General features: G+C 68.6%; 8 protein-coding genes. 1 reads left to right on the forward strand and 7 read right to left on the reverse strand.

The annotated features are described in order from the left end of the window. Positions 1-51: 51 nt before the first annotated feature. The 7 genes from FMQ63_RS15140 to FMQ63_RS15170 form a co-directional block, all read right to left on the reverse strand. Entirely contained in the window at positions 52-3,243 is a 3,192-nt protein-coding gene (locus FMQ63_RS15140; protein WP_011550660.1) for an efflux RND transporter permease subunit, read from the reverse strand. 24 nt (positions 3,244-3,267) lie between these two features. Beyond that, positions 3,268-4,479, reverse strand: a complete 1,212-nt coding sequence (locus tag FMQ63_RS15145; RefSeq protein WP_216609234.1) for an efflux RND transporter periplasmic adaptor subunit — start codon at positions 4,477-4,479, stop codon at positions 3,268-3,270. Between the two features lie 208 nt (positions 4,480-4,687). Beyond that, positions 4,688-5,758 (reverse strand): ADYC domain-containing protein, encoded by a 1,071-nt coding sequence (locus FMQ63_RS15150; RefSeq protein WP_011550658.1) that lies wholly within the window; start codon positions 5,756-5,758, stop codon positions 4,688-4,690. A gap of 78 nt (positions 5,759-5,836) precedes the next feature. Continuing rightward, positions 5,837-9,661 carry an SUMF1/EgtB/PvdO family nonheme iron enzyme gene (locus tag FMQ63_RS15155; RefSeq protein ID WP_011550657.1) on the reverse strand — a complete coding sequence of 1,275 codons (3,825 nt, stop codon included), beginning with the start codon at positions 9,659-9,661 and terminating at the stop codon, positions 5,837-5,839. 119 nt (positions 9,662-9,780) lie between these two features. Continuing rightward, a complete protein-coding gene (locus tag FMQ63_RS15160; RefSeq protein ID WP_026114075.1) occupies positions 9,781-10,242 on the reverse strand; it encodes a response regulator in 462 nt (153 codons plus the stop codon). 159 nt (positions 10,243-10,401) lie between these two features. Further along, positions 10,402-12,186: an Ig-like domain-containing protein gene (locus FMQ63_RS15165; protein ID WP_194866439.1), complete on the reverse strand. Its 1,785-nt coding sequence runs from the start codon at positions 12,184-12,186 to the stop codon at positions 10,402-10,404. A 305-nt stretch (positions 12,187-12,491) separates the two neighbouring features. Then, positions 12,492-14,138: a carboxypeptidase-like regulatory domain-containing protein gene (locus FMQ63_RS15170; RefSeq protein WP_011550654.1), complete on the reverse strand. Its 1,647-nt coding sequence runs from the start codon at positions 14,136-14,138 to the stop codon at positions 12,492-12,494. A 255-nt stretch (positions 14,139-14,393) separates the two neighbouring features. Here FMQ63_RS15170 and FMQ63_RS15175 point away from each other — a divergent pair, with 255 nt between their 5' ends. Further along, a complete protein-coding gene (locus FMQ63_RS15175; protein ID WP_011550653.1) occupies positions 14,394-14,846 on the forward strand; it encodes an HIT family protein in 453 nt (150 codons plus the stop codon). Positions 14,847-14,891: the final 45 nt, after the last annotated feature.

The following is a 14,891-nucleotide window of genomic DNA, read 5'->3' on the forward strand; positions in this document are numbered from 1 at the left end:
GATGCGCCAACCGTCCTGTCGTCCCGAACCCGCCCGTTCGTTGCCGAGCCCTCAATCGTGCCGCGCCTGAGGGGCGGGCCGGGGCTCTCCACGGCCGCCGCCTCCGCCCGGAACGTGAGGCCGCTGTTCGGGAGGCTTCATCCGGAAGAGCTTGCGCAGCATGCGCGTGGACCATGTCCGGCCGTCCACCAGGATTTCGTACACCGTGGGAATCACCAGCAGTGTCAGCAGCGTGGACGTCAGCGTGCCGCCAATCACCGCGCGTCCCAGCGGCGCGCGGAAGTCGCCGCCCTCACCCGCGCCGATGGCCACCGGCACCATGCCCGCCACCAGCGCGAAGGTCGTCATGATGATGGGGCGCAGACGGATGCGGCCCGCTTCGATGAGCGCCTCGCGCAGAGGCATGCCCTTCTCGTGCGACCACTTGGCGAAGTCGATGAGGAGGATGGCGTTCTTCGCGACGATTCCCATCAGCAGCATGATGCCGATGAGGCTCATGAGGTTGAGCGTGTCACCGGTGATGAGCAGCGCCAGCACCACGCCGATGAGCGACAGCGGCAGCGAGATGAGGATGGCCAGCGGGTCCAGGAAGGAGCCGAACTGGATGACCAGGATGAGGTACATCAGCATCAGCGCCATGCCGAGCGCGATGAACACGCGCATGAACACCTCGGCCTGGTCCGCGGACTCGCCGCCCGTCGTCAGCATGTAGCCCGGCGGCAGCTTCACGCCGTCCAGCCGCTTCTCGATGTCCGCGCCCACCTCCGACAACGAGCGCCCCTGCACGTTCGCCTGGACGTTGATGACGCGCTCACGGTTCAAGTGCGTTACCTGCGCCGGACCCAACGTTTGACGGATGTCCGCCACCTGCCCCAGCGGCACCAGCCGGGGCGGCCCGCTCGCCGCGCCTACGGAGATGGGCAACTGCGACAAGTCATTGGGGTTGTCACGCGCACCCGGAGCCAGCCGCACCATGACGTCTCGCGTCTCCCCGATGGGGTCCACCCAGTCCCCCACGTCCAGGCCCGCGAAGGCCGGCCGCAGCACCTGGGCCACCTGCCCCACCGTCACGCCCAACTGTCCGGCGAGCCCGCGGTTTAGCTCCACCTCCAGCTCCGGCTTCTGCCCTCGCGTGGACAGGCCCACGTCCACCGCGCCGGCTACCTGCTCCACTTCCTTCTGGACCTGCTGCGCTAGCTGCGTGAGCACCCGCTGGTCCGGACCGCGCAGCTCGTACTGGAGCTGCTTGAAGGCCCCACCGAAGCCCGAGGTGAAGACGGAGACGGTGGCACCGCCGATGCGCTTCATCTCCTCGCGGAACTGGACGCCCAATGCGTCCTGGCTCATGTCGCGCTCCGCCTTCGGCTTGAGCCGCACGTACACCAGGGCCTGGTCCACGCCGGGCGCGCTGAGCGCCAGGGGCACGCCGATGGTCGCGTAGGTGTAGTCCACCTCCGGGTGGGCGCGCAGGGTACGCGTCACCTCGTCCACCTTGCGCCGCGTGTACTCCAGGCTGGAGCCTGGGGGCGTCTCCACCAACAGCTCCACCTCCGCGCGGTCGCTCACCGGCACGAAGCCGGCGCCGCCCACGGTGCCCTGGAGCACCAGCGCGCCCACCAGCGAGCCCACCGCCACCAGCACCATCACCAGCCGGTGGTCCAGCGCCCAGGCGATGACGTGCTTGTAGCGCTCCGCCTGCCGGTCGAACCAGGCGTTGAAGCGATTCAGCGTCCGGGTGATGAAGCCCGGGTTCTGCTTCCTGGGCGGCTCCGGCCAGTACGCGCTCAGCATCGGGTCCAGCGAGAAGGACACGAACAGCGACACCAGCACCGCGCAGGCGATGGTGAGGGCGAAGGGCTTGAACCACTGGCCGGCCACGCCGTACATGAAGGCCACAGGCACGAATACGGCGACGATGGAGAAGGTGGTCGCCGAAACCGCGAGACCGATTTCCGAGGTGCCCTCGCGCGACGCCGTGTAGTGGTCCTTCCCCATCTCCACGTGGCGGACGATGTTCTCTCGCACGACGATGGCGTCGTCGATGAGAATGCCGATGGCCAGCGTCAGGCCCAAGAGCGACATGGTGTTGAGCGTGAAGCCGAAGGCCCACACGCTGATGAAGGACGCCAGCACGCTCACCGGCAACGCCAGGCCGGTGATGACGGTGGAGCGCCACGAGTTGAGAAAGACGAAGACGACCAGCACCGTGAGCAGCGCGCCTTCCACCAGCGCGGACTGCACGTTGTGCACGGCGTTCTCCACGCGGACGCCGGCGTCGCGCACGATTTCGAGCTTCACGCCCGCGGGGAGCCGCTGCTGGAGCGCGTGCACCCGCTCACGCACCGCGTCCGCGACCTCGGTGGTGCTGTAGCCACGGGCCTTGAGCACGTCGATGCCCACCGCCTGGGCGCCGTTGAAGAGTGCCAGTGTGCGCGGCTCCTCGGCGCCGACGAAGACATCCGCCACCTGCTCCAGGCGGATGGCCCGACCGTTGCGCGAGGCCACCACCATGGTCCGGAAGTCCTCCACCTTCTCCAGTCGGCCCTTGAGGCGGATGGACTCCTCCGTCAGCGGCGCGTTGATGCGGCCCACCGGCGCCGCCAGGTTCTGCGCCTGGAGCGCCGCCACCACCTCCGCCACCGACAAGCCCGCGGCCTGGAGCGCCTCCGGCTTGAGCTGCACCGTCATCTCCCGCGCCACGTCACCGACGACTTCCGCCTGGGCGACGCCGGGCACCGAGCGCAGCTCGCCCACCACCGTCGGGTCCGCCACCAGCGACAGCGCCGCGACGTCCAGTCCTTCCGAGGTGAGCGTTAGCGACACGATGGGCTGGTCCGCCGGGTCGAAGCGCGTGAGGATGGGCTCCTCCATCTCCTGTGGCAGGTCCGCGCGCTTGCTGGAGATGGCGTCCCGGATGTCTTGCGTCGCTTCCTGGATGTCCTTCTCGAAGTCGAAGAACACCGTGAAGGACGCCAGGCCGTCGGTGGCGATGGACGTCGTCTCCTTCGGGTCCACGCCGCTGATGGCGAAGATGGCGTCCTCGATGGGCTCGAGGATTTCCCGCTCCACCGTCTCGGGTGAAGCGCCTGGATAGACGATGGTGACGCTCACCACCGGGGGCTGGACGTCGGGGAACTCGTCGGTCTCCAGGAGTCCCAGCGACACAAGGCCAAAGACCACCAGCGCCAGCATCGAATTGATGGTGATGATGGGCCGCTTGATGGCGAAGTATGAGATGAACACGGACGTGACTCCAGGCTTGGAGCATTAGTGGGACGGCGCAGCGTCCTCCGCCGGGGGTTGCGTGGACGCGGGCCGCGGAGTGGGCTGCCTCGCTCCCGACGACGGGGGCGGCGGCGCCTCCGAGCCGCCAACACCGGGCCCCGCCTCCTCCACGGGCTTCGAGTCCGGCCGTGGGGACGACACCTTCACGCGCCCGCCCTCCGCCACCTCGCTCCGCGCGGCGCCCAGCAGCACCACGTCGCCGTCCTCCAGACCGGAGCGGACCTCGACCTGCCGCGCCACCTCGTCGCGCAGGCCCAATCTGACGTTCACCCGCTGCGCGCGCCCTTCCTGGATGCGCAGCACGGCGGGCTCGGTCCCCGTGTCGTCGATGGCGTCGATGGGAATCGCGACCGCCTGCGTACCCTTCGAGGCCACGCGCCCCTCCGCGAAGAGGCCGGCCAGCAATTGGAGGTCCGTGTTGGGAATGGCCACGTAGATGCGGACCTGGCCGGTGGCCGGGTCCACCACCGGGTTGATGCGCTCCACCGTGCCGCGGAAGGCGCGGTCCCCATAGCCCGTCACGTGGAACTCCACCGGCGTGTCCACCTTCACCTGTTCGAGCTGCGCGGCGGGCACGGAGGCCTCCAGGCGCAACGTGCGCGGGTCCACCACCGTGAAGAGCGGCGCGCTGGGCTGGACGACGTCACCCGCGCTGGCCTGCCGCTCGCTCACCACGCCCGCGAAGGGCGCCACGACGCGCGCGCGGTTGAGCTGCTCCTGCGCCAGGGCATGCCGGGAGCGCGCCTCCGCGAGCTGCCCCTTGGCCTGCTCCACGGAGAGCTCCGCCCGTTCGAAGTCGCGCTGGGTGATGACGCCCGCCTTGGACAGCCTCGTGGCGCGCTCCTGCTCGGCCTCGGCTACCTGGAGCGCGCTTCGGGCCGTGCGGACCGCCGCCGACGCCGCGATGAGCTGGTCCTTCAGCGTGACGTCCTCGATGCGCGCCAGCTCCTCGCCCTTCTTCACCACCTGGCCCTGCTGGGCCTTGATGTCGAGGATGGTGCCGCCCACTTCCGCGCGCACCGCCGCCGCCGTGCGCGCCTGCAGGTTGCCGGAGATGCCAGGACCGGAGCGCAACTGCCGCACCTCGGCGCGGGCCACGTTCTCCTGGCCCAGCGTCATCTCCAGCTCCTCTTGTCGAGGCGCGGGCGCTGCGTCCTCACCCTTCCGGCAACCGGACAGGGCGCAGAGCCCCATCAGAATCCCCGCCGAGGTTCCGCCGAAGACCTGTCGTATTCGAGCCCGTCTCACAGCGCGTCTCCCATCCCCGCCCCCCACGGCGAGCCGGCTAACCATGGTGTCGGCCCCCTGCCCCCGGTAGCCGAGGGCAACAAGGCCCACCGCCAGCAAGCAGGCCGGGCTGACGGGCTGGCGAGCCTTCTCAGGCACGCCAGGCGGACGGCGCCTACTGCGCGGGAGGGACCTCGCTCATGATGAGCGTGCCGGCCTGGAAGTGGGCCCACTTGCCGCATTGGGTGAGCTGCGTCTGCCCCGGGCAGCTCACGGCCTGTGCCGCGCGCGTCGTCTGCGTGAAGCAGCGCGCACCGTCGGCGTCCCACTCGGCTTCGTGTAGCCACGCCTCCGTATCCGTCTGCACGTTCACGCCGTCATGAAGGTTCACCCACTGGCCATCCGTGGTGTGCGACGTGCCGTCGCCGCAGAAGTCCGCGCGCACCATGCGCGTGCACGCCTGGTGGTGGTCCGCCAGACTCAAGCCGTCCGCCGTGGTGCCCCAAGGCCGGTAGCCGAAGCGCACGCATTTGGCGATGGCCGCCCCCTCACAGGCGAAGGTGAAGCGCGCGGCGTCATCCACCTTCGCGCCGCCGCCCGCCACGCCCTGGCGGTAGTCCCACCGGCCCGCCACGGGAATGGCGCTCAGCGCGGAGCCGTCCGCCGCCGCGCACGCGGGCTTCCAGAGGGCATCCGCCGCGTCGTAGTAGGAGACGAGGTACGCCCAGACGTCCGCGTCCGCGCCCGCTCCAGGCTCGATGCCGTCAACGCGCAGCTCCACGGTGTCACCACTGCTCAGGTTGCCGATGAAGCGCGCGCCCAGGAAGGACTGGCCGGACACCGGGCCGCTGGAGGCGACGCCGTGGAAGACGCTGCCCTCCAGCCGCACCTCGCCGAGAACCTCCTCCGCGATGCGGGCGCCCGCCAGGTCCACGGACACGAGCAGCTGTCCCAGCTCGGGGGTGTTCAGGTTGCGGCCATTCAGGTTGCGGCCATTCAGGTTCCGTCCGTTCGGCGCCACCAGCTCCGCCACGCCCGAGCGAAGCGCCACCGGCTCCGCCTCCATCACGTTCCCCGCACAGCCCACCATGCTCACCGCGCTGACCAGCGCCGCCACCGTCTGCTTCCAAGCACCCATCACCCACCACCTTCCCGGCCCGACCACGGAATCAATGTCCGCAGCGGCCGCCCGCCCAGCAACTCGCCTGGGGACCCGCAGGCACTTGCTTCGTCCACTGCGCATCACCAGCCCCAGACGCCAGGGCGGACACAGGGTTCCTCCGTCCGGTAGCGCGCGGAGTGGATGTAGGGCAGGCAGGCGAGCTCAGGGGTGCGCGTTGGCTGCCACGTCCGCGCACACCCGCATGCCCACCGTCACGTCGCGCAGGGACGGCTCCGGCAGCTCGCGGTTGGAGGCGCGCGCCGAGGTCGCCGCGAAGGCGAAGCTGCCCCCGCGCGCCACGGCCTTGCCCGGCTCCAGCCAGGAGCGGGTCCACTCCCACACGTTGCCGGACATGTCGTCCACGCCGAAGGGACTGCGCGATGCGGGGTGGCTGCCCACCTCGTCGGGGCCGAAGCCTCCGGGCTGCTTGCCGTAGGTGGTGTCGATGTTGGCGTCGTCCGGGCCTAGGGTGTCGCCATGCGGGTACTCACGCCCGTCCACGCCGCGCGCCGCGCGCTCCCACTCCAGCTCCGAGCAGAGCCGTGCGCCGGGGACGCGGCCGCTCTCCGACAGCCACGCGGCATAGGCATCCGCGTCCGCGAAGGTGATGCCGCTGACGGGGAAGCGCAGCCAGTCCTGCTCCGCGCGCGACGTGCGGTGGGCGTAGCGCAGCGGCGCTCCGGCCCGCGCCATGTAGGGCTCGTTCCCCGGCTGGAAGCGCAGCCGCCAGACGCCGTCCACCTGCCCCAGCGTGAGCAGGCCCGCGTAGCCGCCCGTTCCCACGCGCGGCAGCCGCTGTGCGCGTTGCGCGGGCGGCAGCGACTCCACGTAGGCCAGCCACTCGGCATACGTCACCTCGTGCCGGGCCATCAGGAAGGCGGGGACTTCCACGGGGTGCAGGGGCACGGCGTTGAAGAACTCGCGCACGCTGGCCTCGGCCGCGCTGCCGAACTTCACCTCGCCCGGCGGCACGAAGACGAAGCCCTCCGGCACGCTGCCCATGCGCGGCAGCGGCACGCCGAGCCGCCGCGACTCGCCTCGCCGCAGCAGCACCCACTGCACCACCGGCTCGTAGCCGAGCGAGCGCGCGGAAATCTGGTACGTGCCCGGCGCCACCGCTGCGTCCAGCCAGCGCCCCGGGTCCGCTTGCAGGGGCTCTCCCAGCTGAAACCTGCCCTGCGCATCGCGCGTCAGTGGACGCAGCTCCACCTCCGCCCCTGAGACAGGTGTCTCCAGTGTGAGGCTGGCCGCGGCGTTCCAGCGCCGCCAGCGCGTGCCCGCCGTGTCATAGAGCCGCAGACGCTGGAGCAACGCGGGCAGCGCCGCGGTGTCTTCGTCCTGCTCGGCCCACAGGGCGCGCTCGTAGAGGAAGTCCGCCAGGGCCTCGCGCACGTCTGCGCGGCCGGGCGCCAACGCCAGCGCGCGCTCCAGCCGTCCGGCCACTTCGTCGAAACGGCCGCGCAGCTGTCCCGCTTGCGCACCGGCCCGGTTCCAGTGCCGGTCCGCGTCGGCGCGGCGGCCGGTGCCGTAGAGGCGGAAGGCCTCGTCGCGCTCGGCGCGCAGCGTGCCCCAGTCCTGACGCACGGCGCTCAAGGCCTGGGCCGCCTGGCCCAGCTCCTCGCGCACCTGCCGGTCCAGGCTCCAACGCTCCCTCAGCTTGAGCCCGCCGTAGACGAGCCCCAGGGACACGACGAACCCCACCACCAGCGCATGCCGCGTCCGCCGGCTGCGCACCATGGTGCGACGCGAGGCCTTCAGGAAGTCGCGCTCGCGACGGGTGAGCTCTCCCGTGTCGAGCACCTGCGTCTCCTCCAGCTGACGCGGGCCCCAGAGGGACTCGCTCGGGAAGCCCAGCTTCTCCCAGTGCGCGGCGGCGGCCTCCAGTCGGGATTGGACCTCGCGTCGCTCGGAGGCCTCGGCCAACCAGCGCGCCAGCGTGCCCCAGCCGGAGAGCAGCGCCTCGTGGGCGAGTTCGTAGGACGTGCCCTCCTGGGCCTCGCGCGCCACGAGTAGCCGCGCGTGCACCAGCGCCTCCAGGGCGGCGCGGTAGCGGGCGTCGTCCCCCACCAGCTCGCGGTCCGTCTTCCGCGCGCGGGTGCCGTCCACGGTGACGAGCCGCAGGAGCACGCCCCGGGCCGCCACCCGCTGGTCCGGTAGCAACCGGGCCACCGCCGCATCCGCGTGCCGCGCGAGCGCGCCCTCCACGCCGCCCAGCGAGTCGAGCACCGCCTGCGTCATGACACCCGCCGCCGCGTCTCGCGCATCCCACATCTCGGCCAGCGCGAACTGGAGCACCGGGAGGCCGCCCTCCGCTGCGGACAGGGTGGAGGTGACGAGCGCATCCACCAGCGCGTCGGATTCAAAGCGCACGCCCTTCACGCGGGCGGGGCCCGTCACGGCGTCCCGTGTCTCCTCGGGCGACAAGGCGCGCAGCAGATACAGCGCGCGTGGCACCTCCGCGCCCAGTCCGGGAACGGCGGACAGCCGGGTGAGGAAGTCACTTCGCCCCGTGGCGAGCAGGCGCACGCCACTGGCGCCCTCCGCGAGCGCCCCCAGGGCCTGTCCCGCCAGCTCCGCCTCGGCCGGCGGCGCCAGCGTCACCAGCTCCTCGAGCTGATCCACGTAGACGAGCAGCCCCTCCTGGGCCCCCAGCTTCACGCGGAGCCGGCGCACCAGGGACGTGGGCTCGGCGCGCAGGGTTTCGGCCAGGGTCTCCTCTTCCGTCTCCAGCACGGGCGCGAGCGCCGCGACCAGGGCCGCCAGGGGCCTGCGGCCCGGCACCAGCCGCACGCTGCGCCAGCGACGCCCGTCCTCCAGGCCCCCTTCGGTGACAGCGGGGAGCAGCCCGGCGAGGCACAGGGAGGATTTCCCCACGCCCGAATCACCGGTGATGAGCAGGAAGGGCTCCGAGCGCATCCGCTCCAGCACCGCGCGCTGTTCGCGGCGGCGGCCGAAGAAGACGGCGCGGTGCTCCGCCTCGAAGGCCTGGAGGCCGCGGTAGGGATTGCCCTCCGGCACCGCCTGGACGGTGTCGTCACGCGTCAGTGCGTCCAAGGCATCGAGCAGCTGTGAGGCGGTGGCGTAACGCTCGGACGGCTCGCGACGCAGACACTTGTCGATGACGGCGGCGAGCCCGGCATCCACGCCGGACACCACCTGGGCCAGGGGGCTGGCATCCCGGTGGCGCACCTGAGCCGGAAGTTCGCGCCAGGGAACATCCCGGAAGGGGCCCTTGCCCGCGCACAACTCGTACAGGACGACGCCCAGTGAGTACACGTCACTGCGCGCCGTCAGCGCCTCTCCCGCCCAGGCCTCCGGGGACATGTAATACGGCGTCCCCACCAGCGAGCCGCGCGGCAGCGATGGAAGGAAGACTCCGTCCAGCGAGCGCGCGCCCAGGTTCGGGCTGGCCTCCGGGTCCAGGTCAGGAGGCAACTCCGGTGGCGGAGTCCCGCAAGCGGGCGGCGCGGAATCCCCCGCCCCCGCGGCCCGGTCCAGGAGCTTCGCGAGGCCGAAGTCGAGCAACTTCACCTCGCCAGCCTCGGTGAGCACGGCGTTGCCGGGCTTGATGTCCCGGTGCAACACCCCGCGCCGGTGCGCGGCGCTCAGGCCCCGTGCCAAATCCCGCCCCATGGACAGCACGCGCTCCCAGGGTTGGGGCTTGGGCAGCCGGTCCAGGCTCATCCCCCGAATGAACTCGGAGACGAGGTAGGGCTGCTCCTCCAATTGTCCCACCCGGTAGAGGGTGACGACATTGGGGTGCTGGATGCGCGCGGCCGCCCGGGCCTCCACGAGAAACCGCGCCAGGGCGTTGGGCCCCAGGGCGGGGATGAACTTCACGGCGACGGGGCGCTCGAGCAACGTGTCATGGGCCAGGAACACCCGCCCCGTGCGCCCACGCCCGATGGCCCGCACAAGGCGGTACTCGTCGAACTCCTGGGGAGGAGTCCACGCATCAGGAGACGGCGAGGCGGCCGGAGAGCCCACACCCGGTGCCTATGCATCCGTCCGGCAGGGGTCAACTGAACGGGCCGCGAGGGAGGAGACTCCAGGACGCCAGGGCCGCAGGAGTGTCCGTTGCCGAGCAGTGGTGTTGTCCTTGGGCCTCAGCCGCCCCGGACCTTCCCCTTGCTCGGCTTGAGCATGTTTCGGATCTTGTTCTCCAAATCCTGCGGCAGACAGGGCTTGGCGACGAACTCGTCCGCGCCAGCGTCCCGGGCATGCTCCGCGTTCCCCGCGAGCACATGGCCGGTGAGCGCCATGACGGGGATGTCCCGGGTGCGGGAGTCCTGCTTGATGCGCCGCGTCGCCTCCCAGCCGTCCATGACGGGGAGGGACAGGTCCATCAGGATGATGTCGGGCTCGCCCTCGCTGGCCTTCTCCACCGCTTCCACGCCGTTGCGGGCGGTGTCCACCTCGAAGCCGACGAACTCCAGGTACTCCGCGTACATCTCCCGGGCATCGTCGAAGTCGTCCACCACGAGCACGCGCTTCTTGTTCCCGCCCGGCGCGGGCTCCTTGGCGGTTGGCATGTCTTCTGCCGGGACTGTCATCGCCGTGCTCTTCATGGGACAGACGCCTCTCGGGTTGGAACGGGCGTTGAACAATCTATACACGCCCCTCCCGACGTGCCCACCCCACCCGGCTCTTCAACGAATGCGGACCAGAGTGCCAGTACGTGTTCAGTGGAGGACAGGTGGGCTGGATGGAGAAACGTTGACTGTGTATCAGTTGTTGGGACGGTAGACGTAGAGGTGGCGACGGCTGGGGGTGCCTGCGGACTCCTCGATGCGGGCCAGCACCCATTGCTCGGGGCCCGTCATGAAGAACTGGGCGGGGCCCACCGGCGTAGCGCCTGGGCGCGGGAGCAGCGGAGTCCCCATGGGCGCCCATGAACTTTCGTCCCAGCGGCGAACGTAGTGGTTCACCGGGCCACCGGCGATCTCAGGTTCGGAGATGAGCGCGACCAACTGGCCATCATGGTCGAGCTCAAGGACCTCCGCCGTAGCGTTGGTTTCGCCGGGGTACATGCCTTCGATAACAGGGCCGAGGAGCTGCCATCCTCCTCCCGGGACAAAACGTCCGACGATGGGTCTGAAGCCCGCGCCTGCCACTACATCTTGTGATGAGCCAGCAAGTACGAGCCGATCCGCTCCATCCAATGCGGACGCAATCGGAATCCCGCCTCCCGATGGTATCCAGTCGGACTCCACCCAATGTGTCTCGGCCCATCTCCTGGAATGCAGCTCCATTCCCCCCCCTCTGCTGGAATGAAGGGCCCAAAAAAGAGCAGGACGATCAGCCGAATCCACCATCAAGTTCAGACTAGCCATCTCCAGATGATGATTCACCGTCAGAACATGCTTCACCCTCTCCCAAGATTCTCCATCCCAGAGCCAAGTCGAAATGGAAGAAGAGTTCCCTTCGATGAACTCGTGAACAACCAGCCAACGCCCTCCGCGAGAGTCCACTACAAAATCGAATGAACCGAACCTCGCTTCAAGATAAGTTGCTGTAACAGGCGCACCAACGGCTGACCAACCGCCTCCGCTCCAGCGCCGGACGTGTACGCTTGGCGTACCGTCGGACGTCTCCACACTCCATGCAACGAGGAACTCGCCTCCCGGTGATATCTGAAGGGAGCAAGCCATAATGATGGATTCGGCAGCGCTCGCTCCAAGCACCTCACCCAACTGCTCCCATGCCGCGCCGGTCCACCGCATGACGTAGACACCATGTTCGGAAGGCGAATCGCCATCAACGAAAGCAACAACAGGGTTTCCATTCCCATCCAGCACAAACGAGAACTTCGAGACGTTCGAAGCCTCGACAGTGCCGGCAGAAAGGGCCCCTCCGTAATGGAGATGCCTGGGGATGGCCCACTCCCAATCCAGTGCCGTTACATCCAACGCGTTGCCTGCCACGTCTGTCACCGAAGGCGCGATGGTCACAGATACATTTGAGTCCACGGGAATTTGCGTAGCAGGCGTCAGCGTCACCGTCATGCCATCGGCCGACAGGCGCACCCCTGCAGTAATATCCGATTGATTGACCAAGAGCCTGATGGACTCCGCGTTCACGGTGGACGGCTCGACAGCCTCGGAGAAGACAGCCTGAATGGGAGCATGCACGGAAACGTCCCGGTCCCCAGACCGAGGGCTCTGCGTCACCACCCACGGTGCTGTCCGGTCGACGAACAGCGTGTTCGCCGCACTCACGTAAACACGGTCGCCGATTGATGCCCTTGCGGTGATGATGTACTGGCCCTCGTCGAGGTCACGGGTGCTCCACCGCAACTCGTAAGAAGGCTGGGGCAACGTCGCTGTGGGGACGCCATCAACCAGCAACTCGACCGACTCCGGCGCCAACTCCGCGACCGAAACTCGCACATCGACATCACCATTCGTCGCCGCACGCGACAGCGTTAGCGTCACATCCTGGCTTGGCGGCCCCGCGTCCGGCGACTCGGGCACAATTTCGATTCCAGGCACGTTGATGCATGCCCAGAACAAGGAACTGAGACACACTGCCCAAACCCTGATGGAGTTCATATGTCCTAATCGGGCATGCAGCAGCCATTCCCAGGAAGGGCGGGCTTTGCTGCCCAAAAGGTTTGAGTATTCGGTGACTTACAGGGAAGGAGTAGTCCGAGCCGACCCGAGGCACACCACGACTTGGACCGTGGGTCCGAATATGTGGACTCCCCGCCCGAGCGACACACTTCGACTTCCCAAAAGACAACACCCCCGCGGGAAAATGCCCCACGGGGGTGTCTGTTCAAGCCCAAGCGTCTATCAAAGCAGACTTGCCCGTGAGCTCACGGCAGCGGGGGCGCCGGATGCACCCCAATCCCCGTAATAGCAATGTCGCTCGTAAGAGGCTGGCCCCAGATGTTCTCGTAGGTTCCGATGGCCCCACGACTCCCCAGCTTAGAGAAGCCCACCGAAATCTCAGTCCCGAGCAGATTGGGGTTGTCCGGCCCAGGATAACTGAAATAGAACCGGGAGCTGTATCCCGACTTGATGATTGGGAACACAGCGGTTTCGGCAGGCGTGGTGGTATGCAGCGGGAGCGTCGGCTCGTCATCAATGAGGTCGAATCCCATCAGGTTGCCCTTTTCGCCCTGCGCATCGCCGAGCTTGCCACTGTTGTTAAGGTCAATATTGAAAAAGACCTGAACGCGGTACCCATTCGCGATTTTGTTCGCAATCGGATGCGCGAAGTACACGTAAACCCTTTCACCGAAATTCAACTGCCCCGAAGCCGGAAGTGCCAGTGACGTTTCGTGGTACCGCGCCTCTACGATAGCCGTCGGATTCTGCGGCCCACGCGGCTCACCCGCGAAGAAGAAGCCCTGGGAGTTGAAGAGCGAGCCACCCTCGGCGGACACCGCGCGCACATCCAGGTTGTACTCCTTGCCCTCGACGGTGCTCCCGGGGTTGACGGTCGCGCTGTATCCACCGTTGTTCACGGTCGCCGTCACGCCCAGCGACTCCCGCGCATCCTCGTTGGTCATACGCACGAGCAACGAGCCCTGCTGGATCGGCTGGTTGAAGTACAGGTGGATGAGCTCGCCCGGGCGGACCAGGTTACGCAGCGGGTGCATGTCAACAGCGGCGCCCCGGAGGCTGGCCACGTTGCTGCTCTCGATGCTCAGCGGCACGTTCTGCGGCCGCGAGTACGGCAGGCTGATGAGCCGCGTGGTGCTGTTGGCCACCACCTCGGCCCCATAGTACGTGTTGACGTAGCCACCGGTCTCCGGGACGCCGTCACCGTTGGCGTCGATGGGCGACACCCACAGCCTGTACTCGCCGTTGCCGTTGCGCAGGCGCGCCAGCTCAGAAGCGCTCGGGATGCCCGTGAAGGTGAGCAGGCCCTGCTCGTTCGCGGTCGCCTCCACCACCACGGAGCTCACCATCGACGAGGACTCATCGCCGTTGGAGATGGCACCCGCCGGCGTGGCCTCCAGCGTCGCCCGAGCACCCGCCGCGGGACGGCCCTGCGGCGTCACCACCAGGAAGTTCAGCGTGCCGTCCAGCCGCGCCAGGGTGATGGGGCCGAAGCTCGCGTTGCCGTTGTTGATGGGGACGTTGCCCGCGGACGACGGAACCTGCGCCGTCGCGCGCAGCGTGGCATAGCCCGCCTTGGAGAACGTCAGCAGCACGTGCGAACCGGCCGGGACGTTCTTGTAGGTGAAGTTGCCCTTCGCATCCGAGACGGTCGACACCGGCTCCGCCGAGCTGCCGATGGTCATCTCCACCGTGACCTCGGTCAGCGGCCGCAGGTCCGTGCTCAGCACCTGGCCGGACACCGTGCCCTTGGGATTGGCTGGCGTCACCACCGTCACAGTGTCCGGTTCGCGCACGCCGTCCGCGATTCCGTCTCCGTCCGCGTCAACCAGGTCGTCTCCACAACCGAACGCCAGGAACGGAACCACGGCCATTACCAGATGCTTCTTCATCATCCCCGCCTTGAAAGAAAAGTCCCCAAGTATCGCCGCCTCAACACTTCATGAGGCGTCAGCCGGACACTCTCCGACACTTGCCCGTTCCGTCAAGAAGCCCCCCTGATTCAAGGCGGGTTCTCATCGGCCGAGACGCCCGTAACCGGGTGTGTCACGGATCACTCGGAGAACCCCGTATGCCCTCATGGACATGAGTCACCGTTGACCCGATGGCGTGACCCACCCGGGCTATCCCCGGACTGCTAGCGTGAGTCCATGCCGGATGTTTTGGATGTGAATGACCCATGTCTCGGCTGCGCCATCGTGCGCGGTGAAACACGACCCGTGGGAGGCGTCATCGCGCGCGCGCCGGGACTGGTGCTGCATGGCGTGGCGGGCCCCAGCCCCGTGCCCGGCTGGGTCGTCATCTCCAGCGCCCGGCACGTGCGCGCCTGGTATGACCTGGAACCGGACGCGGCGAGCGAGCTCGGCCCCTTCGCCGCCCGGGTCATGCGCGCCCAGCGCGAGGTGCTGGGCGCCGAACACGCCTACGCCTTCGCCATTGGCGATGTGCTGCGCCACTTCCACCTCCACCTCGTCCCTCGCTATTCGCAGACGCCGCAGCGGCTCTGGGGCCGGGCCGCCTTCGACGCTCCCGCCTCCGACCACCTCCCCGCGCAGGAACTGGAGGCCGCGGCGCAGGCGCTCGCCGCCGCGCTGGCGGGCTGAAGCCCGGGCCCAGGGCCACCCTCACGTGATAGAGACAGCGGCCTC

It is taken from the genome of Myxococcus sp. CA005, from assembly GCF_006518205.1.
In the GTDB taxonomy this organism is placed as follows: domain Bacteria; phylum Myxococcota; class Myxococcia; order Myxococcales; family Myxococcaceae; genus Myxococcus; species Myxococcus xanthus.

Coding starts and splice junctions, on each gene's coding strand:
- FMQ63_RS15145 (WP_216609234.1), bottom strand. CDS start 4,479: ATGGGGCTCTGCGCCCTGTCCGGTTGCCGGAAGGGTGAGGACGCAGCG.
- FMQ63_RS15160 (WP_026114075.1), bottom strand. CDS start 10,242: ATGAAGAGCACGGCGATGACAGTCCCGGCAGAAGACATGCCAACCGCC.
- FMQ63_RS15170 (WP_011550654.1), bottom strand. CDS start 14,138: ATGATGAAGAAGCATCTGGTAATGGCCGTGGTTCCGTTCCTGGCGTTC.
- FMQ63_RS15175 (WP_011550653.1), top strand. CDS start 14,394: ATGCCGGATGTTTTGGATGTGAATGACCCATGTCTCGGCTGCGCCATC.